This window comes from Agrobacterium sp. CMT1, from assembly GCF_037203725.1.
Taxonomy (GTDB): Bacteria; Pseudomonadota; Alphaproteobacteria; order Rhizobiales; family Rhizobiaceae; genus Agrobacterium; species Agrobacterium pusense.
On the sequence record NZ_JBBCAR010000003.1, the window covers coordinates 114,681 to 133,490 of the forward strand.

Annotated in this window: 22 protein-coding genes; 13 read left to right on the top strand and 9 right to left on the bottom strand. The window is 59.7% G+C overall.

The features are described 5' to 3' along the window. Window positions 1-210 precede the first annotated feature (210 nt). Entirely contained in the window at window positions 211-1,461 is a 1,251-nt protein-coding gene (locus WA845_RS05560) for a hypothetical protein (RefSeq protein WP_112557076.1), read from the bottom strand. A 310-nt stretch (window positions 1,462-1,771) separates the two neighbouring features. After that, a complete protein-coding gene (locus tag WA845_RS05565) occupies window positions 1,772-2,368 on the bottom strand; it encodes a DUF1134 domain-containing protein (RefSeq protein WP_004443378.1) in 597 nt (198 codons plus the stop codon). Between the two features lie 252 nt (window positions 2,369-2,620). Between WA845_RS05565 and chpT the strand changes: the two genes are divergently transcribed. From chpT to WA845_RS05585, 4 genes are all read left to right on the top strand, one after another. Then, on the top strand, window positions 2,621-3,268 hold the full coding sequence (chpT, locus tag WA845_RS05570) for a histidine phosphotransferase ChpT (RefSeq protein WP_004443377.1): 648 nt from the start codon (window positions 2,621-2,623) through the stop codon (window positions 3,266-3,268). A gap of 84 nt (window positions 3,269-3,352) precedes the next feature. Then, entirely contained in the window at window positions 3,353-3,880 is a 528-nt protein-coding gene (locus tag WA845_RS05575; RefSeq protein ID WP_035211693.1) for a GNAT family N-acetyltransferase, read from the top strand. A 45-nt stretch (window positions 3,881-3,925) separates the two neighbouring features. After that, entirely contained in the window at window positions 3,926-4,033 is a 108-nt protein-coding gene (locus tag WA845_RS05580) for a DUF6616 family protein (protein WP_312619911.1), read from the top strand. 132 nt (window positions 4,034-4,165) lie between these two features. After that, entirely contained in the window at window positions 4,166-5,212 is a 1,047-nt protein-coding gene (locus WA845_RS05585) for an alpha/beta hydrolase family protein (RefSeq protein ID WP_035211690.1), read from the top strand. 30 nt (window positions 5,213-5,242) lie between these two features. Here WA845_RS05585 and WA845_RS05590 read toward each other — a convergent pair whose 3' ends face one another. Then, window positions 5,243-5,770, bottom strand: a complete 528-nt coding sequence (locus tag WA845_RS05590) for a GNAT family N-acetyltransferase (protein WP_035211687.1) — start codon at window positions 5,768-5,770, stop codon at window positions 5,243-5,245. A 121-nt stretch (window positions 5,771-5,891) separates the two neighbouring features. Continuing rightward, window positions 5,892-6,596 (bottom strand): response regulator transcription factor CtrA, encoded by a 705-nt coding sequence (gene ctrA, locus WA845_RS05595; RefSeq protein WP_004443365.1) that lies wholly within the window; start codon window positions 6,594-6,596, stop codon window positions 5,892-5,894. A 482-nt stretch (window positions 6,597-7,078) separates the two neighbouring features. Here ctrA and WA845_RS05600 point away from each other — a divergent pair, with 482 nt between their 5' ends. Together WA845_RS05600 and WA845_RS05605 are read left to right on the top strand one after the other, a co-directional pair. Beyond that, window positions 7,079-7,429, top strand: a complete 351-nt coding sequence (locus tag WA845_RS05600; RefSeq protein WP_003491821.1) for a flagellar export protein FliJ — start codon at window positions 7,079-7,081, stop codon at window positions 7,427-7,429. Between the two features lie 283 nt (window positions 7,430-7,712). Next, complete coding sequence (locus WA845_RS05605) at window positions 7,713-7,916, top strand: DUF1059 domain-containing protein (RefSeq protein WP_004443364.1); 204 nt, start codon at window positions 7,713-7,715, stop codon at window positions 7,914-7,916. Between the two features lie 140 nt (window positions 7,917-8,056). Here the strand turns inward: WA845_RS05605 and WA845_RS05610 are convergent, their stop codons facing one another. The 4 genes from WA845_RS05610 to cysQ all read right to left on the bottom strand — a co-directional run bounded on the left by WA845_RS05610 (window position 8,057) and on the right by cysQ (window position 11,203). Continuing rightward, window positions 8,057-8,338, bottom strand: coding sequence for a GNAT family N-acetyltransferase (locus WA845_RS05610; RefSeq protein ID WP_337322225.1), 282 nt, complete (start codon window positions 8,336-8,338; stop codon window positions 8,057-8,059). A gap of 228 nt (window positions 8,339-8,566) precedes the next feature. After that, window positions 8,567-8,842 (bottom strand): CtrA inhibitor SciP, encoded by a 276-nt coding sequence (gene sciP, locus WA845_RS05615; protein WP_003491799.1) that lies wholly within the window; start codon window positions 8,840-8,842, stop codon window positions 8,567-8,569. A gap of 191 nt (window positions 8,843-9,033) precedes the next feature. Beyond that, window positions 9,034-10,074 (bottom strand): DUF2793 domain-containing protein, encoded by a 1,041-nt coding sequence (locus tag WA845_RS05620; protein WP_112557081.1) that lies wholly within the window; start codon window positions 10,072-10,074, stop codon window positions 9,034-9,036. Between the two features lie 340 nt (window positions 10,075-10,414). Further along, on the bottom strand, window positions 10,415-11,203 hold the full coding sequence (gene cysQ / locus WA845_RS05625; RefSeq protein WP_337322226.1) for a 3'(2'),5'-bisphosphate nucleotidase CysQ: 789 nt from the start codon (window positions 11,201-11,203) through the stop codon (window positions 10,415-10,417). 335 nt (window positions 11,204-11,538) lie between these two features. Here cysQ and WA845_RS05630 point away from each other — a divergent pair, with 335 nt between their 5' ends. The 7 genes from WA845_RS05630 to WA845_RS05660 all read left to right on the top strand — a co-directional run bounded on the left by WA845_RS05630 (window position 11,539) and on the right by WA845_RS05660 (window position 18,065). Continuing rightward, window positions 11,539-12,441, top strand: a complete 903-nt coding sequence (locus WA845_RS05630) for a branched-chain amino acid ABC transporter permease (protein ID WP_004443357.1) — start codon at window positions 11,539-11,541, stop codon at window positions 12,439-12,441. Between the two features lie 49 nt (window positions 12,442-12,490). Continuing rightward, entirely contained in the window at window positions 12,491-13,843 is a 1,353-nt protein-coding gene (gene livM / locus WA845_RS05635; protein ID WP_373887383.1) for a high-affinity branched-chain amino acid ABC transporter permease LivM, read from the top strand. Further along, a complete protein-coding gene (locus WA845_RS05640) occupies window positions 13,843-14,721 on the top strand; it encodes an ABC transporter ATP-binding protein (protein WP_034498713.1) in 879 nt (292 codons plus the stop codon). Before livM ends, WA845_RS05640 begins: the two co-directional genes overlap by 1 nt. Beyond that, window positions 14,721-15,449 carry an ABC transporter ATP-binding protein gene (locus tag WA845_RS05645; protein WP_004443349.1) on the top strand — a complete coding sequence of 243 codons (729 nt, stop codon included), beginning with the start codon at window positions 14,721-14,723 and terminating at the stop codon, window positions 15,447-15,449. Before WA845_RS05640 ends, WA845_RS05645 begins: the two co-directional genes overlap by 1 nt. Before the next feature lie 180 nt (window positions 15,450-15,629). Beyond that, complete coding sequence (locus WA845_RS05650; RefSeq protein ID WP_004443347.1) at window positions 15,630-15,983, top strand: DUF6867 family protein; 354 nt, start codon at window positions 15,630-15,632, stop codon at window positions 15,981-15,983. Window positions 15,984-16,102: 119 nt separating this feature from the next. Continuing rightward, window positions 16,103-17,221, top strand: coding sequence for a branched-chain amino acid ABC transporter substrate-binding protein (locus WA845_RS05655; RefSeq protein WP_004443345.1), 1,119 nt, complete (start codon window positions 16,103-16,105; stop codon window positions 17,219-17,221). A 127-nt stretch (window positions 17,222-17,348) separates the two neighbouring features. Next, the gene (locus WA845_RS05660; RefSeq protein ID WP_045532202.1) at window positions 17,349-18,065 is read left to right on the top strand and encodes a polysaccharide deacetylase family protein; all 717 of its coding nucleotides are present in this window, start codon (window positions 17,349-17,351) and stop codon (window positions 18,063-18,065) included. On the opposite strand, the gene WA845_RS05665 is transcribed toward WA845_RS05660, so the two are convergent. Further along, the gene (locus WA845_RS05665; RefSeq protein ID WP_112557349.1) at window positions 18,014-18,601 is read right to left on the bottom strand and encodes an AAA family ATPase; all 588 of its coding nucleotides are present in this window, start codon (window positions 18,599-18,601) and stop codon (window positions 18,014-18,016) included. The two genes, WA845_RS05660 and WA845_RS05665, sit on opposite strands and share 52 nt — an antisense overlap. Window positions 18,602-18,810: the final 209 nt, after the last annotated feature.

Sequence of the window (18,810 nt, forward strand, 5' to 3'; positions counted from 1 at the left end):
TGAAGTTTACGCTTGCCTTGGTGGGTGGGGTTTACCCCCCTCTGTCCTGCCGGACATCTCCCCCACAAGGAGGGAGATCGGCAAGACGCGATATCGCCACTTCATTCTCTAACGTTGAGATGGGCAAAACCTTGCCGCATATCGATCTCCCCACCTGTGGGGGAGATGCCCGGCAGGGCAGAGGGGGGTGAAGCGGCATACACCGAGTACCTAACGCTTCCGCTTCTCCATCACCACCTTCGCCCGCTTCGCAAGGCTCTCCCGCCCCGATGAACCAGACGCCTTGGCCAGCAGCCCCGGAATAGGCGATGCCTCACCCTCCTGCGCCGCCGTGAGTGCGATCATTTCGGCGGCGATCCTCGCGATTTCGCGGCGGATGGGCTCGTCATTGCCGGTACCACGCACATTCAACAGGCGCTCGGTGAGCGCGGTGCCCTGATTGCGGATATCCTCGATTTCCTGTTCCAAACCTTCCGGTGCCAACGCGCCCGGCTGTGCGCCCGGCTCCTCCGGCGGGAAGGCGGGGGCGGCATCCTCTGGGGCTGCCGTCTGTTGTGCGTCCGTCTCGATGGCGGGCGCGGTTTCGAGTGTGGCGGCAGGGGTCGGCGCTGCGGCTTGCTGCCGCTCAACCGGCTTTTCGACGGGAACAGCGGGGTTCGGCAGGCGGATGATCATGTCGTTGCTGCGGCCGCCGGTTGCGGCCAACTGTTCCTTGAGGCGCGCGACCTCCTGGTTGCGCAGGGTCAGCATCGTGTCGAGGTCGGCGTTTTTGGCGATGGTGCTGGCCAGTTGCTCCTCAAGCCTCGTCACCTTGCGGCTTTCGCGCGCCACGGCTTCCATCGCTTCCCGGTTGCGGCTGGCGATATCCTGAAGCTCGCGAGTGACGGTCTCGCCTTCCTTTCGGAAGCGTGTGGCGCTTTGTTTGGCCTGTTCGGCTTCGAGATCGCGGGTGGCGGCGAGGATTTTCGAATCATCAAGTTCGCGCGTCAGGTTGGTGAGGCGGGCGGTGAGATCGGACATCTGGCTGGCGCGCTCATTGGCAGCCTGCTCCTGCTGCAGGAGGTTGGCCTGGATGATGCCGGCGCGCTCTTCGCTGGCGTCAAGTGCGGCGCGCAATTCGCCGATCTCCAGCGTCAGCTCTTCGATCTTCAGGGAAAAGCTGCGGTTCTGCTCGCCGAGGCGATAGGCATCGCTGGAAGCGGCCTCGTTGGCGAGGCGGAGCGAGGTGTTCTTTTCCCGCTCCGTTTCCAGTTCCTGGCGGACCTTGGCGTTTTCGGCCGCATAGAGCGCGCGCGCCATGTCCTTCTGGGCGCGGACTTCCTGCGGGCTGATGGGCATTGTCGCGCGTATGCGGTTTTCCGTATAAGCGACGATGCGGCGGTGGATCGCAGGTGCGATCAACAGGGCCAGCAGGGTTGCGGTGAGAAAACCCAATCCGAAGAGAATGGCATATTCGATCACGCTTTACAGTCTCCGAAACTCAGATACGCGCGCATTCGGAAAGAGGGGCGCGAAAACACGTTACGCTATTATTGCAACCGTGGGGAGGGGTTTCCCTTTGGCAATTCTTGGGCGGGACCTTGCCGCTTGTTTCTTCTCCCCGAGGGGGAGAAGTCCGCGGCAGCGGTATGAGGGGGCGAGGGTTATGAGATACGGCAAGGTTGCCCGCTCATCCGACCCTTCGGGCCACCTTCTCCCCGGCGGGGAGAAGAAATCCGCCGCACCGTCTCGTCCTATAGACCACCGTTAGCTCCGGTTAGGCCTCAGCGAATCAGAATGGGTTCCAGGTCGGCTGCTGGGTGAGCTTCAGGTAACCGACATTGATGCCGAGGCGTGCGCCAATGCCGGTGCGGATGGGGGCGAGCGTGACTTCGCTGCTTTTCAGATAGGTCATGCCGACGCCGGCGACGATGAAAGCGGAGCCGCTGACGCCGCCGTAACGGCGATAGAGCGAATCAACCGAGGGCAGATTGTAGACCAGCATCATGGCGCGGGTGCCCTGGCCGCCGTAATCGAGGCCGAGCGACGGTCCCTGCCAGAAGACGGGGTGCTGGCCGGCATTCTTGGTGTAAAGCGTGCCCTCGCCATAGGTGAGGCCGGCAACGAAGGCGCCGGAGCCCTCCTGGCCGAGAATGTAACCGTTCGGAAGACCGTATTGCTGGAAGGCGCGCTCCACCACCTTGGCAAGGCCGCCGGTGGTTTCGCCGAAGAATCCGTGGCCTGCATCCACGACTTCCTGGAAAGAATATTGATCGCTGTTCTGGGCCGCGGCCGGTGCGACCCATATCAGCAGGCTCGCGAGGAGCGCGACGATCTTTCCCAGTCCGAGGCGTGCAATGGTGCGGGTTTTCTTAAGGCGCATCGTCATGTCCGTCCGTCTGTTTCGTTAGCGCATCGGTTCGAAAATCCGAATCGGTTTTTCGAAAGGGCCGACGCGCAGAGTCAAAGTTCTACAGCATGTTTCGCGCATCCTGACGGATACACGGGGCTCCAGTGTGGCCTGTTAAGGCATTTGGCATTTTGAAACCATCCTATTAACAATCGGTTTACCAAATATGGTGTCATTATGGCTTAACAATTTCCACACCGTCCGCGCCTCCCTTGCGCAGGAGAGAATTTTATGACCAGCAAACTCAATATCACGCTGTCCGGTCCCGATCTGGCGGCCCTTCTGTGCAGCCGTGTGTGCCATGATGTGATTTCTCCTGTCGGCGCCATCAATAACGGCCTCGAACTGCTGGACGAGGGCGGCACGGATGACGATGCGCTCGATCTCATCCGCACGTCAGCCCTTAACGCATCCGTGCGGCTGAAGTTCGCCCGCCTTGCTTTCGGTGCTTCCGGTTCCGCCGGCGCGTCGATCGATACCGGCGAGGCCGAAAAGGCCGCCAAGGATTTTGCGGAGGCCGAAAAGAAGGCGGAAGTCAGCTGGAACGGCCCGCGCGCCATCGTTGCCAAGAACCGCGTCAAGCTTCTGCTCAACCTCTTCCTCGTGGCCTATGGCGCGATACCGCGCGGTGGCAATGTGGATGTGCTGCTTGAAAACCCCGATGGCGACGCCAAGTTCGAAATCACCGTCAAGGGCCGGATGATGCGCGTGCCGGGCAAGTTCGTGGAAATCTACGAGGGCAGGCTGGAAGAGGCGGTCGACGCCCATTCCGTTCAGCCCTATTACACGCTGCTTCTGGCCGAGGAGGCCAATATGACGGTGGAATACAAGGTGCATGACGATCGTATCGTCTTCACGGCAAAGACGATCGCGGCGTGATCGTTTCAATGCGACAGTGATGCCATCAGGGGTCGGGCCGGTTTTGCCAGCGCCCGGCCCTTTTTCGTTTCCAGGGGAGGTCTCATGATTCGTGTCGAAACCGCGCGTCTTTGTCTTCGGCCGCATGCCATCGAGGACGAAGCGCGTTATTGCGCTTTCTGGAGCGCGGCCGTTCAACCCATTCCGGGGGTGAACTCAATAGCGCCGCTCGACCCCGAACTCGCTTTCGCGCGGCTTTTGCGTTTCATCGGCCACTGGTCCGTCTTCGGTTTCGGGCCCTTCGTGGTCGAGGAACTGTCCACGGGACGAATCGTCGGCGAGGTGGGTCTCGCCCATATGCGCCGCGGACATGGCGCGGATTTCGACACCGCACCGGAGGCCATGTGGAAGATCGACAGGGATCTGACGGGCAAGGGCGTGGCGAGCGAAGCCGTGCAGGCCGCGCTTGGCTGGTTCGACACGCAGGGCATATCGAACCGGATCGTGTGCATGATCGATCCGCTCAACGTACCCTCCCTCGCAATCGCCACCCGCTTCGGCTTCTCTCCCATCAGAGAGACGATGTTCCGGGAAAGCCCGGTGCGGCTTTTCGAGCGGATCAGGACACCCTAACTCCACGATGTCCAAAGCACGGACAAAGGGCTTTGACTCATAGTAGTGGAGGCAACCGCCGAGAGCGGCTGGCACGACTACTTCGATACGGTGAATTCGGGCGGGGAGGGTGTCGGCATGACAGGCCATCTCCAGCAGCTTGCAGCGATCTGATCCGCCACGTGAACCTGGCCGTTGCCGCGACGGCCTCGATCACGATCGAGCACGACGACGAGCGCGTTCAAGGTCTCTCCAGCAATTAGATAAACCAATCTTTTCTCCGTCCAGACCAACGGAGAGACAAATATGCGCATACTGGCACTAGCTGCAATGCTCCTTTTCGCGCTGACCGCAAGCGTGACCGCCAAAGAGGCCATAGGTTTCAAACAGATTGAGTTGCCGGCTGATCAAGGCGGAAAAACTCTCGCAGTTTCAATGTGGTATCCAACCACGTCTTCAGGGAAAGCGGAGACTGTCGGCGAGAACGCCATATTTTTCGGGCTTGATGTTCTCCGGGACGCCTCCCGTGCCCCGGGTTCTCACCCGCTTGTGCTGCTGTCTCATGGTTACGGCGGCAGCTGGCGCAACCTCAACTGGCTTGCGGGTGAACTGGTGCATGATGGTTATGTCGTCGCCGCACCCGATCATGCTGGCGAAGATTTCGAGGCGCAGAAGGGAAACGAGGTGGTGGCACTTTGGGAAAGGCCACGCGCCATCAGTACGGTCCTGACAGCGCTCCTCAAAGATGAGGCGCTTGCCGGGCGCATCGACAGTCGGCGCATCGCAGTCATCGGCCATTCGCTCGGCGGCTGGACCGCGATGGAACTCGCAGGCGCAAGATATAGTGCCGATCTGGCTCTTGAAGGTTGCGATGTGACGCCGCTGCCGCCGCAATGCAAAGCCAACCGGCTCTTAAGCAAGGTGGGAATTATTGGTGGTGGAAAGGCCGATCCGCGCCTCTCAATGAGTAGGTATGATAACCGAATTCGCGCTGTCGTTTCGCTTGATCTGGGCCCGGCTGCGGGCTTTCTGCCTGAGACGTTGCGACAGGTGGACGTTCCGGTTCTGGTGATGGCCGCTGGCGTGGAAACGCCGGAGATTGCGGCGATCAAAGCCGATTCAGACCGTGTCGCCGCTCTTCTGCCAAAGGCGACGACCACCTATCATGTGATATCGGACGCCACCCATTTGAGTTTCATGCAGATATGCAAGGAAGATGGCGAAAAACGCCTGCTGGAAGAATCGCCCGATGAAGCATTCATATGCCGCAGCGGTGGCGGAAGAGACAGGGCGGCACTGCATCAGGAGATCCGTGGTGCAGTCACGACCTTTCTGCGTGACGCTTTAAAATAAAGACGGGCCGCATAAATGCGGCTCTATCGATCACGTCCTTGCATGCCGATCCCTTCGCACATCATGGCGATAGACCAGATCTGATGGCAGCGGGCGCAGCGCGACAGGGTCCAGCACTCCGCCGATTCGCTCCGCAACAGCGGCGGATTGGCGGTTGCCTGCGCCGACATAGCTGACGAGGGTTGGAAGCTTCAGCGTATCGAAGGCCCAGTCCCGCAGCGCCGTTGCGGCTTCCGCAGCATAACCCCTGCCTTCATGACCGTCGTAAAGCAGCCAGCCCAGTTCCTTCTCGGGATAGAGGGGGCCGTGATTGATGCCGACCTGACCGATGCATTCGCCGCTCTCGGCGAGATCGATCATCAGCGCGCCGTGACCGAAGAACGACCACAATGCCCTGTCCTGACAGAACATGGCCCATGCGGCGGCAAGATCATGCGGTCCGGCGACGCCGGTGGAGCGCGGTGACGCCATGAAATCACGATAGGCCGGGAAATCGTCCAGTCGCGGTGGGCGAAGGTTAAGGCGATTTGTCACGAGGGTGGGGATTGCGTCCGTCATTTTTTGTCCTCTGGCGCCTCCGCCTGAGCGGGACGCCGTTGCCGACCTGCCGCGACCCGCAGTCAACAAAAAACCCGCCGTTTCCAGCGGGTCTTTCAAAACAGCCCTGTTCCAGCAGGAATCAGGCGGTTTCGAGATATTCAGTCGAGCCATCCGGCTCGCGCAGAACATAACCGCGGCCCCAGACGGTTTCGATGTAGTTCGCGCCGCCGGCGGCGTTTGCCAGCTTCTTGCGCAGCTTGCAGATGAAGACGTCGATGATCTTCAGTTCCGGCTCGTCCATGCCGCCATAAAGGTGGTTCAGGAACATTTCCTTGGTCAGCGTCGTGCCCTTGCGCAGCGAAAGCAGCTCAAGCATCTGATATTCCTTGCCGGTCAGGTGAACGCGCTGGCCGCCCACTTCAACCGTCTTGGCATCGAGATTGACGATCAGCTCGCCGGTGGAGATGACCGACTGCGCATGGCCCTTGGAACGGCGGACGATTGCGTGAATGCGGGCAACAAGCTCGTCCTTGTGGAACGGCTTCGTCATGTAATCGTCTGCGCCAAAACCGAGGCCGCGAACCTTGTCCTCAATGCCGGCCATGCCGGACAGGATGAGGATCGGCGTCTTGACCTTGGAAAGCCGAAGCGTTCTCAGCACCTCGTAACCCGACATGTCGGGGAGGTTAAGGTCGAGAAGAATAATGTCGTAGTCGTAAAGCTTGCCAAGGTCCACGCCTTCCTCACCGAGGTCGGTCGTGTAAACGTTAAAGCTTTCCGACTTCAGCATCAGTTCAATGCTCTGCGCTGTCGCGCTGTCGTCTTCAATCAGTAGAACCCGCATAATTATCCCCTTTGCCGCCCGCGAACCGGTAAAACATTGCCTCGCGCGATGCGGATCCAGACGTTGCCTGATTTGCAGGCTGCCACCAAATGGTTAACAAATTCTAATTGCCTTTGGCAAGGTGTATCGAATTTATTAAGCAAACTAGGCATTTCGCTGTTTTTGCACGTGAATCCAACATCGCCAAAATTGAAGCTTAACGTGAGGATTTCCCGCTAAGTGATTCAATCGACTCTTACATCGTCTGGCCCATTTTTTTGGACCTGGCATTTACCGACCCTTAAATGATCGTGTTTATCATTAACGATGCCCGTAAACGAAAGGTTAACGGCGGCGGTTTTTTATTAACGCCGGGTAACTTTCGGGAATCATTCCGGCACAACGGGTTAACCCGGCCGGTTGAAAGGGCGGGTTAAACGGGCCGGTCGAGGGGGCATAGTGCCCTTTTTGATCCGGGTCTCGCTATCCATGGAGTATTGCGTATGAAGTCGCGTGACAGCCTGGTTCGCCTGAAGGAATTTCAGGTCAATGAAAAACGCAGGCAGCTTAACCAGCTGCAGCAGATGATGTCCGAATTCGAGCGGATGGCAAAGGAACTGGTGCATCAGATCTCTCTGGAAGAGAGCAAGTCGGGCATTACCGATCCGACGCATTTCGCCTATCCGACCTTCGCCAAGGCCGCGCGCCAGCGGGCGGATAATCTTCAGGTTTCCATCCGGGAACTGAAGGCCCAGCAGGAGGCCGCCGAGGCATCGCTGGAAGAGGTGCAGGCCGAATATGAAAAGGCCGCCGCACTGGAAAACCGCGACGGAGCCATCCGCGCCCGCGCCTGACAGGTGGCGCAGAACTGACGAACCTCGTCCTCATTGACGGCTGCCGGTGGATCAGGAGGCGGCTTTCAATGACGGGACGACATGCTTTTTTTCGAAAGGCCGCTCCATCAGGGCGGCCTTTTGTCTTGCTGCTTCGCCATCGCGCCACGATGGGGCGGCCGCCCCGATTTCGATTGTCCGGACATGCGGAAAGGCGTATTTTACAGGGGTTCCGACTGTGAGCCGGAGGCTTTTACGCGCACGCACCCGTGCGGGTGCGGGCGGCCATTGCAGGGAGGAAAAAATGGCCCGCCAATATATCGATTGCCGTGAATTTCCCAGTGACAGCAGATGCACCGTTGCCATTTCGGCCGATTCCCAGGAGGAGCTGATGGAGGCGGCCGTGCAGCATGCCGTGGCCGTGCACGGCGCAAAGGATACGCTCGAATTCCGGGAAGAGGTCCGCCGGAGCATGCATGCCGGGACCCCACCGTTGAAGGTGGCGTGACACGCATTTATGAAATGACGCGATATTTGGAACGGCTGTGAGCGATTAAGCGTAAGCCGCTTTTTTCTTCTCCCCGGCGGGGAGAAGAAATATGCCGCGACGCTTGCGACTTCTGCCCTCAGACAGATGATAAAGCGCCCTTAGCCCTGGATAACATCGGCCCAGTCTGGATGGCGCAGGGTCTGGGCCTTGAAGAAGGGGCAGAGCGGAATGATCTTCCAGCCGCCCTTGCGGGCTTCATCGATGGCGTGGGCGGCAAGTGCCTGGCCGACGCCTTTGCCGCGAAGCGCATCGGTCACGCCGGTATGATCGATGATGATGAGGGAAGGGGAGGTGCGGGAATAGGTCATTTCCGCCGTATGGCCGTCGACGGTTGCGAGATATTCGCCGCGCGATCCGGTTTCGGTTGTCTTGATATCCATTATCTCTGCCTTCCCATTGCTGTTCGTATCTCCACTGTAGCGGCTTGCGCCCGAATTGAAACAGCGGGATAGCGAACGCAGCGGACACAAACCGGTGACAATCTCTCACCGTCAGCAGGCATGGTTCTGCATGAAAAATCCGAAATCAAACCGAAAGCCCCGTCGATAAACTGACGGGGCGTTTTGAAAATCCGGCGTTGGGCGCCTTTGGCGCGCCGGCGCACTTTCTCAGTGGCGGTATTGCTGAATGCGCGTGGTGCGCAGGCCGGCAAGGCCATGATCGGCAATCGAGGACTGCCAGGACAGGAATTCTTCAACGGTGAGCGTATAACGCTCGCAGGCCTCTTCGAGGCTCAACAGTCCACCGCGCACGGCGGCAACAACCTCTGCCTTTCTGCGAATGACCCAGCGCCGGGTATTGGCAGGCGGAAGATCCGCAATCGTCAGAGGGCTGCCATCGGGGCCGATGACATATTTAACTCGTGGGCGTATCATTTCGGTCATTGGACACTCTATACAAACTCAAGACCATATGACGGGAACTTTAGCCCCGTACCTTTAAAAATTGCCTAAGCAGCTCGTGACAATTTATTAAGAATTTGAACGGTTTCGCCTGATTTGTTCGAGTCGCCTTATTTTGTCGGGGAAAAATTTTTCCAAAAATCGCAATTTTTCTCTCTCATCGGTTGTCCAGATCAGATCCACGCAAGCGAAAGGCACGTTTTGCCGTTGCCCTGGGTCAATTCCACCGTTCCCTCATGGTGCAGCCGCAGGCGGTCGCCGGCATCGAGGCGAAGGAAGGCGGTTGCCGACTGCGACGCGCCTGAGTCTGACACATTGCCCGCGATGCTGAAATCGGCCGCCGTGCCGTTGATCAACAGCGTCACCCGGTGGCCGGAAGACGAGACCACGGCAAGCGTCAATATGGCCAGATAGAGGCCCTTCGCTGGCACCACCAGGTCGCGCCCACCACCACTCACCGCATCACCGAAGGCAAAGCCGCCCTTAGCGTGGGAGAGCACGGAAAAACCGGCGGCAGAGCCATCGGCCGGCTTCGTCGTGCCCGCCGGCAGGCCAGCGACGGCGAGCGGGCGGTTGGGCATCGAGACGCGACCATCGCCGCTGCAGACTATGGCGGTGTGCCATGAGGCCCCGTCCGTGCTGGCCTTGATCGAAAACCCGTCATTTCCGGCCAGGCCCATTTCCGCGCGGCCGCTCCAGCCGGACTGGAACAGCAATGAGGCTGTATCGGCCCCGCCCGCCTTGTTGATCGTCATGCGGTGGCTGCCGTCATCCTGCGCGTGGGTGAAAAGGCTGGCGGGGGAGGCGAGCGCAAGCCGGTTGACGGCGTCGGCCTCCGTGCCGATTCCCATGCTTTCCAGCCGACCGGTGGCCGGCAGTGGCAGGTCACGCCAGCCGCCGTCGCGCAGGACGCGATATCTGCTTTCGGCCGCAAACCATGCCGTCCAGCCGGGCTGCGGTGTGATCGAGAGCCACGCGCCATCCTGCCGGAAGGCGAACCTGCCGCCCTTGCCGGCCCAATCGCCGGTAGCGTCGGCGGAGAGGAGGAAACAATCTCCCTCGGCGGCGTTTTCGGGCGGTGCGGCAACCACAGCCTTGACGACCAGCTGCACGATCGCGTCGAGCCGTTGCAGCGCCTCGTTGTGGGTGACGTGTTTCTGCGCCTGCGAGGGGAGGATATAGGGAAGCTGAAGTCTCGCCGTCTGTTCGGTCATGATGTGCCTTCCGCGCTGCGGTGTTTCGTTGCGGGGGCATTGTGAGGTGGTGGCGTGGGGCGGGGATGAGCGGGGGTGGATTATTTTTTGGGGGGCGCCTTGGTGTGTGTGGCTTTACCCCTCTCTGCCCTGCCGGGCATCTCCCCCTCAAGGGGGGAGATCAGCAGGAAGCGCTACCGCCACTTCATTCGCAAACGTTGAGATGGGGGAGACCTATCCGCGAGTCGATCTCCCCCCTTGAGGGGGAGATGCCCGGCAGGGCAGAGGGGGGTAAAGCCGCACACACCGAAGCTCACCAATGCCGCCCGTCGCAAGAGCCGCAGCAAACGCCGAGCGCCCGTTACCCCGCGTGTTCCACCGCCATCGCCCCTTCGGCAATGAAATCCGGATTGGCCAGCGCATCCTCGCCATCGCCCTTCACCGCATAGGTTAGCGGAAGGCCCGAGCAGTCCAGCGTCCGGCCGCCGGCGGCGCGCAGCACGGCGTCGCCCGCCGCCGTGTCCCACATCATGGTGCGGCTGAAGCGCGGGTAGATATCGGCGGCACCCTCAGCCAGCATGCAGAATTTCAGCGACGAGCCGACAGAAATACAGTCCTTCAGTCCATGTTCGGCCACGAAGGCTTCCGTTCGTGCGGTGCAGTGCGAGCGGCTGATCAGCGCCACGGGGGAAGCGCCGCGCTGGCGGGCCCGGATGGGGTGGCGCGACAGGATGACGCCTTCGGCCGATATGGCGAGTTTTTCGGCGGCGTCGCCCTCGCCGGTCCACGCCTGTCCGCGACAGGGGGCGTAAACCACACCGGCCACCGGAGCGCCGTTGCGGATGAGCGCGATGTTGACGGTGAAATCATCCTTGCCGGAAATGAACTCCTTGGTTCCATCCAGCGGATCGACGAGAAAGAATTCCGCTCCGGTTTCCGGCAGGATGCCACTCGACACGGCCTCTTCGGCAACCACCGGTATATCGGAAAAATGGGCCGCCAGGGCCGCAAGAATGATCGCTTCGGCACGCTGATCGGCTTCCGTCACCGGCGAACAGTCATCCTTGTACGACACATGCGGGCCGGCACGGTGGACCGCCATGATGGCCTGCCCGGCGTCCAGCGCCGCTTTCGTCAATATGTCGATCATCTCTTTGCCAATTGAATCCCGCCTGCGGGATATCGCCGTTCCGATCTTCGCTACTCCTTTGCCCGCTGCCCGTCAAATAATGGCGTTGGACAATGCTAAAATAAGCATTCGACCGTCATTTTTTCAGCACTTCCTGCCAAAATCATGGCTCTTTTGATCGGGAAAGCGGCAGCTGGTGTGGAAATTCCAAATTTTGTGCAGGATCGCCCGTTTTTGACTTCACATTTTTAACGAACACGATATGCATTTTGAGGGTGGGGGTCTGCCTGCAAGGGCGCCCCTATAATTAACATAACGAGGCGTGGCCCATTTGAGGTCGTGCCCGGGGGAAAGACATGGAGTATTTTATCCAGCAGCTCATAAACGGGCTGACTCTTGGATCGATCTACGGCCTCATCGCTATCGGCTATACGATGGTTTACGGCATCATCGGCATGATCAACTTCGCCCACGGCGATATTTTCATGCTCGGCGGCTTCGCCGCGCTGATCGTTTTCCTGATCGTGACATCCTTTGTCGCCGGCATTCCGGTGGCGCTTCTTCTGCTTCTGATGATGGTCGTCGCCATGCTGATGACTGGCCTGTGGAACTGGGTGATCGAACGCGTCGCCTACCGCCCGCTCAGAGGCTCCTTCCGTCTTGCGCCGCTGATCACTGCCATCGGCATGTCGATCGCGCTGTCCAATTTCATCCAGGTCACGCAGGGTCCACGCAACAAGCCGATCCCGTCGCTGGTGACCGAAAGCTATCATTTCGGCGCCATCACCGTGTCGCTGAAGCAGCTGATCATCATGGTCGTCACCTCGGTGCTGCTCTTCGCCTTCTGGTATATCGTCAACAAGACCCCGCTCGGCCGGGCGCAGCGCGCCACCGAACAGGATCGCAAGATGGCGGCGCTGCTCGGCGTTGATGTCGACAAGACCATCTCCATCACCTTCATCATGGGTGCAGCACTCGCCGCGGTCGCCGGCACCATGTATCTGATGTATTATGGTGTTGCCTCTTTCAGCGACGGCTTCATTCCCGGCGTCAAGGCATTTACCGCAGCCGTTCTGGGCGGCATCGGCTCGCTGCCGGGCGCTGTTCTCGGCGGCCTCCTGATCGGCCTGATCGAATCGCTGTGGTCGGCCTATTTCTCCATCGCCTACAAGGATGTCGCGGCTTTCGGCATCCTGGCTTTCGTGCTGATCTTCAAGCCGACCGGCATCCTTGGTCGCCCGGAAGTCGAGAAGGTGTGATCCCATGGCCAATATCGCTTCCGAAAACACCTCTTCCGGCCCCAGCCTGATGGCGACAGCCGTGAAGGAGGGCCTGATTGCGGGCGTCATCTCGTTCGGCATGTTCATTCTTTATGTCGGCATCGTCACCTATCAGGACATCAACAACCAGCTGATCTGGGGCACGCGCTGGGGCCTTCTGGCGATCTTCGTCGCCGTTGCCGCCATCGGCCGCTTCCTTATGGTCGGCTTTATCAAGCCGTCGCTGGATCGCCGCAAGCTGGCCAAGGCCAAGAGCGGCGTTCTGGAGATTTCCGAGGAAAAGGGCTTTTTCCACAAGCACTTTCTGAAGCTGGCGCTGGTTCTGCTGCTGCTTTATCCCGTTATCGCGGTGCAGCTCTTCGGTTTCCAGGGCTCGCTGAAATTCGTCGACAATTTCGGCATCCAGATCCTGATCTATGTGATGCTGGCCTGGGGTCTGAACATCGTCGTCGGCCTTGCCGGCCTGCTCGATCTCGGTTACGTCGCCTTTTATGCGGTGGGCGCCTATTCTTATGCGCTGCTCTCCAGCCAGTTCGGCCTGTCGTTTTGGGTGCTGCTGCCCGTTGCCGGCATTCTGGCAGGCTTCTGGGGCATCATCCTCGGCTTTCCGGTGCTGCGCCTGCGCGGCGACTATCTGGCAATCGTCACGCTCGCCTTCGGTGAAATCATCCGTCTCGTGCTGCTCAACTGGACGGATGTGACCAAGGGCACGTTCGGTATTTCCGGCATCGCCAAGGCGTCGATCTTCGGCATCTGGTCGTTCGATGTCGGCGCGCCGAACAATTTCGCCAAGGCGTTCGGCCTGTCGATGTCCTCGGCCTATTACAAAATCTTCCTGTTCTACGTGATCCTGCTGCTGTGCATGCTGACGGCCTATGTCACCATCCGCCTGCGCCGCATGCCCATCGGCCGGGCGTGGGAAGCGCTGCGTGAGGACGAGATCGCCTGCCGTTCGCTCGGCATCGATACGGTCATCACCAAGCTCACCGCTTTTGCCACGGGCGCAATGTTCGGCGGTTTTGCCGGTTCCTTCTTCGCCGCCCGTCAGGGGTTCGTTTCGCCGGAAAGCTTCGTGTTCCTCGAATCCGCCGTCATTCTCGCCATCGTCGTTCTCGGCGGCATGGGCTCGCTGACCGGCATTGCCATTGCGGCGCTCGTCATGGTCGGCGGCACCGAGCTTCTGCGCGAAATGGAGTTCCTGAAGCATGTCTTCGGGCCGGATTTCACGCCGGAACTCTATCGTATGCTGCTGTTCGGGCTTGCCATGGTCATCGTCATGCTGTTCAAGCCGCGCGGTTTCGTCGGCTCGCGTGAACCCACGGCTTTCCTTAAAGAACGCAAGGCCGTCTCCGGCAGCTTTACCAAGGAAGGTCACGGTTGATGGCTTCCGGAACAACAACAATGACACCCAATACCACTGGCGACACGATCCTCAAGGTCGAACATCTCTCGATGCGCTTTGGCGGCCTTATGGCCATCAACGACTTCTCCTTCGAGGCGAAGCGCGGCGAGATCACCGCGTTGATCGGCCCGAACGGTGCGGGCAAGACCACGGTCTTCAACTGCATCACCGGCTTCTACAAGCCCACCATGGGCATGATCACCATGCGCCAGCAGGATGGCGAGACGCATCTACTCGAGCGCCTGCCGGATTTCGAAATCACCAAGAAGGCAAAGGTGGCGCGCACCTTCCAGAACATCCGCCTGTTTTCGGGCCTGACCGTTCTGGAAAACCTGCTGGTGGCGCAGCACAATGCGCTGATGAAGGCCTCGGGTTACACGATCCTCGGCCTTCTCGGCCTGCCCGCATACCGGCGGGCGGTGGATGCTTCTATCGAAAAAGCCAAATACTGGCTGGAAAAGGCCGATCTGATCGATCGTGCCGACGATCCGGCGGGCGATCTGCCCTATGGCGCGCAGCGCCGCCTGGAAATCGCCCGCGCCATGTGCACGGGGCCGGAACTGCTTTGCCTCGATGAGCCCGCCGCCGGTCTCAATCCGAAGGAATCCCTGGCGCTCAACACGCTGCTGCGCGGCATCCGCGACGAGGGTACGTCGCTGCTCCTCATCGAGCACGACATGTCCGTGGTGATGCAGATTTCCGACCACGTGGTGGTTCTGGAATACGGTCAGAAGATTTCCGACGGCACGCCGGACCATGTGAAGAACGACCCGAAGGTCATCGCCGCCTATCTGGGTGTCGAGGATGATGAAGTGGAAGACGTGATTGCGGAAGAACTCGACGGAGGAGCGGCCTGATGTCCGGTGAACCGCTTCTGAAAGTCCAGGGTGTCGAAACCTATTATGGCAATATCCGGGCTCTGGCCGGTGTCGATGTCGAAGTGAAGAGGGGCGAAATCGTCAGCCTGATCGGCGCCAATGGCGCTGGCAAGTCGACGCTGATGATGACCATCTGCGGCAGCCCGCAGGCGCGCGCCGGCCAGGTGATCTTCGATGGCGAGGACATTACCCAGCTGCCGACCCATCTGATCGCCCGCAAGCGCATCGCCCAATCGCCCGAAGGCCGCCGGATTTTCCCGCGCATGACAGTGCTGGAAAACCTGCAGATGGGCGCCAATCTCGACAACCTGAAATATTTCAAGGAAGACGTCGAGAAGATCTTCGTGATGTTTCCGCGCCTGAAGGAGCGTCAGAGCCAGCGCGGCGGCACGCTTTCCGGCGGCGAGCAGCAGATGCTCTCCATCGGCCGCGCGCTGATGGCGCGTCCGAAGCTCCTGCTGCTGGACGAGCCTTCGCTGGGTCTCGCTCCGCTGATCGTCAAGGGCATTTTCGAGGCGATCAAGAAACTCAATCAGGAAGAGGGTCTGACCGTCTTCCTCGTGGAGCAGAACGCCTTCGCCGCGCTCAAGCTTTCCGACCGCGCTTATGTGATGGTCAACGGCAAGGTGACGATGAGCGGTTCGGGCAAGGAACTGCTCGCCGATCCACAGGTACGCGCCGCCTATCTCGAAGGCGGACGGCACTGAAAGATTTTACTTGCGCCGGAAATTTTGCGGCGCAAGACTGCAAACGGCGGTCCGTCGTCCTTTGGTCAAAACCTGAAGGATCCATGTCGGGGCGTAAACAATAAAATGCCCGGCGGCAAACGACGGGACGACAGACAAGGCAGGGCCTGGGTATTCAGCCCGGCACTGATGGGGAAAGAGATGCAGGGCCTTTTTTTCGAGACGGATAACGGCGTGCGGTATGTTCTGCGCGCGTTGGTTGTTCTTCTGGGTTTCTGGACGGCTTGGCGCACCGGCAAATCCGTTGCCGACGGCTGGGGTGGTTATACGCGGGTGGTGATCTACACGCTCGCGCTCGGCGTGGTGATGCGGTTTTTGCATCACGCGCTGTTCGATGGGCCGTTCATCAACGGCTTCTACTACGTGTTTGACGTCGTTCTTCTTCTGGTTTTTTCCAGCATCGGTTTCCGCATGCGCAGGACGAGCCAGATGGTCAATAATTACTATTGGCTCTACGACCGCACGTCGGCATTTTCCTATAAAAAGAAAAATTGACAGCCGGTATTTTCCGGGGTCACTAATACTCGGCAGAGTGGAACGTTTCCTGTTCGGTTAAGGTGGGTACTGAACAGGTCCTCGCAAACAACCCATCCAAAGGAACTGGGAGTAAAGTAATGAAGAAGTCTCTTCTTTCCGCTGTCGCGCTGACCGCCATGGTCGCGTTTGGCGGTTCGGCCTGGGCCGATGTCGTGATCGCCGTCGGCGCACCGCTGACCGGCCCGAACGCTGCTTTCGGCGCTCAGATCCAGAAGGGTGCCGAACAGGCTGCGAAAGACATCAATGCCGCCGGCGGCATTAATGGCGAGCAGATCAAGATCGTGCTGGGCGACGACGTATCCGACCCCAAGCAGGGTATTTCGGTCGCCAATAAATTCGTCGCTGACGGCGTGAAATTCGTTGTCGGTCACTTCAACTCCGGCGTTTCCATTCCGGCGTCCGAAGTTTACGCCGAAAACGGCATTCTCGAAATCACGCCTGCCGCGACCAACCCCGTGTTCACCGAGCGCGGTCTGTGGAACACGTTCCGCACCTGCGGCCGTGACGACCAGCAGGGCGGCATCGCCGGCAAGTATCTTGCCGATCATTTCAAGGACGCCAAGATCGCCATCATTCACGACAAGACGCCTTACGGTCAGGGCCTTGCCGATGAAACCAAGAAGGCAGCCAATGCCGCCGGCGTGAAGGAAGCCATGTACGAAGGCGTGAATGTCGGCGACAAGGACTTCTCGGCGCTGATCTCCAAGATGAAGGAAGCCGGCGTTTCCATCATCTACTGGGGCGGCCTGCACACCGAAGCCGGCCTCATCATCCGCCAGGCGGCTGACCAGGGCCTGAAGGCCAAGCTCGTCTCGGGCGACGGTATCGTATCGAACGAACTGGCTTCCATCGCCGGCGACGCCGTCGAAGGCACGCTCAACACCTTTGGTCCTGATCCGACACTGCGCCCGGAAAACAAGGAACTGGTAGAGAAGTTCAAGGCCGCCGGTTTCAACCCGGAAGCCTATACCCTCTACTCCTATGCAGCCCTGCAGGCGATTGCCGGCGCTGCCAAGGCAGCCGGTTCCGTGGAGCCTGAAAAGGTTGCCGAAGCGCTGAAGAAGGGTAGCTTCCCGACGGCGCTCGGCGAGATCTCCTTCGATGAGAAGGGTGACCCGAAGCTTCCTGGCTATGTCATGTACGAGTGGAAGAAGGGTCCGGACGGCAAGTTCACCTACATCCAGCAGGGCAGCTAAGCCTTTTTTGCGACCCCCTATCGAAGCCCGGCAGTAATGCCGGGCTTTTCTTTTGCGCGACAGGCGCCACACTGGAGACAATAAGGCGAGAGACAAAACCTCCAGAAAACTGCAATGAGGGGTGGCAATGGCGATGAAACGGGTGGTGTCTCTAATCCTTGGTCTTGCCATGCTGGCGGTGGTGCTCGGTGGCGTTCATCTCTTCAGCAAATCCCGGACGACGCAATTGTTCGGAGTGATCATTCCGAGGGTCGAGACGCCGAAGCCGGTGGTGGCCCTGACGTTTGACGACGGGCCCTCGGTGCGTTTCACGCCTGAGGTCCTGGCGATCCTGAGGGAACGGGGGATCAAAGCGACCTTTTTCCTGACGGGCAAGGAAACTGAAGAAAACCTGCCGCAGGCCCGCATGATCGTCAGCGATGGCCATCAGGTTGGAAACCACAGCTATACGCATTCCAACATGGCCTTGATGGGACTGGGCACGGTCGGGGACGAGATCGAGCGCACCGATGCGGCCATTCGGACTGCGGGTCATAAAGGCGAGATCATGTTCCGCCCGCCCTATGGCAAGAAGCTGCTCGGCTTGCCATGGTATCTATACCGGCATGACCGGAAAACAATCATGTGGGATGTTGAGCCGGAATCCTATCCAGATATCGCCGAGGATGCAGCGGCTCTTGCGAAGCACGTTATCGAGCACACGAAAAGCGGCTCGATCATCATCATGCATGTCATGTATCGCAGCCGCGAGACTTCACGGCAGGCCTTGCCGCTGATCATCGATGGACTGCGTCAGCGCGGGTTCGAGTTCGTGACCGTGTCGCAGCTGCTGGAAAATCGCTGAGACAGCTGCGCTCCGTCCAGCCGCTCCAAAATGAAGTCGGCACGCTCTTCGACGCCTGATTTCGGAAGGACGACGGTTTCATAGTCGAGAGCTTGATAATCCCTGACGAGGCGGTCGTATTCTGCCACGGCCGCGGCAAAATCATGCCGCCGCTCCGCGTCTGCCCGATAGATTTCCGGCCAGGGCGGGGTAAGGAAGACCAGCCTGTTATAGCGATGTTCGCGTTGCAACGTTTCGATGACGGGGTCACCGCTGACCTCGCGTAGAGCCGAGGCGGCGTCGATCAGGCCGCGATCGAAGAAGACGGTGCCGTGCTCTGGCGCATGCTGACGGTCTTCAAGCGCCACAGCGATGGCGCGGCGCGCAAAGGCTTCGAGGTCTATCCACGGCAGAGCGTTGCCGCCATCGCGGATTTCTTCGATGACGATGCGGCGGCCGGGTTCCTCCACGGTGGCGAAACCGCGTCGGGCGAGCTCGGCGAGAAGTGTGGATTTTCCGCCGCCGGAGCAACCGGAGAGGATGATGAAACGGTTCATGGGTGTGCGTTCCTGTGTTGGGGTTCAGGGTAGGGGGTGGTGATTTTTTGGGAGGTGGTTGCCGCGCGTTTCTTCTCCCCGCCGGGGAGAAGGTGGCCGGAACGGCCGGATGAGGGGGCAAGCTCTCGGTCTTATCGCTACCCTCGCCCCCTCATCCCGCTGCCGCGGACTTCTCCCCGGCGGGGAGAAGAAACAATGGGTTACCGCTC

Bases quoted from the DNA above. Each gene is read 5' to 3' on its own strand.
- WA845_RS05565 (WP_004443378.1), bottom strand. From the start codon at position 2,368: ATGACGATGCGCCTTAAGAAAACCCGCACCATTGCACGCCTCGGACTG.
- chpT (WP_004443377.1), top strand. From the start codon at position 2,621: ATGACCAGCAAACTCAATATCACGCTGTCCGGTCCCGATCTGGCGGCC.
- WA845_RS05575 (WP_035211693.1), top strand. From the start codon at position 3,353: ATGATTCGTGTCGAAACCGCGCGTCTTTGTCTTCGGCCGCATGCCATC.
- WA845_RS05585 (WP_035211690.1), top strand. From the start codon at position 4,166: ATGCGCATACTGGCACTAGCTGCAATGCTCCTTTTCGCGCTGACCGCA.
- WA845_RS05590 (WP_035211687.1), bottom strand. From the start codon at position 5,770: ATGACGGACGCAATCCCCACCCTCGTGACAAATCGCCTTAACCTTCGC.
- ctrA (WP_004443365.1), bottom strand. From the start codon at position 6,596: ATGCGGGTTCTACTGATTGAAGACGACAGCGCGACAGCGCAGAGCATT.
- WA845_RS05600 (WP_003491821.1), top strand. From the start codon at position 7,079: ATGAAGTCGCGTGACAGCCTGGTTCGCCTGAAGGAATTTCAGGTCAAT.
- WA845_RS05605 (WP_004443364.1), top strand. From the start codon at position 7,713: ATGGCCCGCCAATATATCGATTGCCGTGAATTTCCCAGTGACAGCAGA.
- WA845_RS05610 (WP_337322225.1), bottom strand. From the start codon at position 8,338: ATGGATATCAAGACAACCGAAACCGGATCGCGCGGCGAATATCTCGCA.
- sciP (WP_003491799.1), bottom strand. From the start codon at position 8,842: ATGACCGAAATGATACGCCCACGAGTTAAATATGTCATCGGCCCCGAT.
- WA845_RS05620 (WP_112557081.1), bottom strand. From the start codon at position 10,074: ATGACCGAACAGACGGCGAGACTTCAGCTTCCCTATATCCTCCCCTCG.
- cysQ (WP_337322226.1), bottom strand. From the start codon at position 11,203: ATGATCGACATATTGACGAAAGCGGCGCTGGACGCCGGGCAGGCCATC.
- WA845_RS05630 (WP_004443357.1), top strand. From the start codon at position 11,539: ATGGAGTATTTTATCCAGCAGCTCATAAACGGGCTGACTCTTGGATCG.
- livM (WP_373887383.1), top strand. From the start codon at position 12,491: ATGGCGACAGCCGTGAAGGAGGGCCTGATTGCGGGCGTCATCTCGTTC.
- WA845_RS05640 (WP_034498713.1), top strand. From the start codon at position 13,843: ATGGCTTCCGGAACAACAACAATGACACCCAATACCACTGGCGACACG.
- WA845_RS05645 (WP_004443349.1), top strand. From the start codon at position 14,721: ATGTCCGGTGAACCGCTTCTGAAAGTCCAGGGTGTCGAAACCTATTAT.
- WA845_RS05650 (WP_004443347.1), top strand. From the start codon at position 15,630: ATGCAGGGCCTTTTTTTCGAGACGGATAACGGCGTGCGGTATGTTCTG.
- WA845_RS05655 (WP_004443345.1), top strand. From the start codon at position 16,103: ATGAAGAAGTCTCTTCTTTCCGCTGTCGCGCTGACCGCCATGGTCGCG.
- WA845_RS05660 (WP_045532202.1), top strand. From the start codon at position 17,349: ATGGCGATGAAACGGGTGGTGTCTCTAATCCTTGGTCTTGCCATGCTG.
- WA845_RS05665 (WP_112557349.1), bottom strand. From the start codon at position 18,601: ATGAACCGTTTCATCATCCTCTCCGGTTGCTCCGGCGGCGGAAAATCC.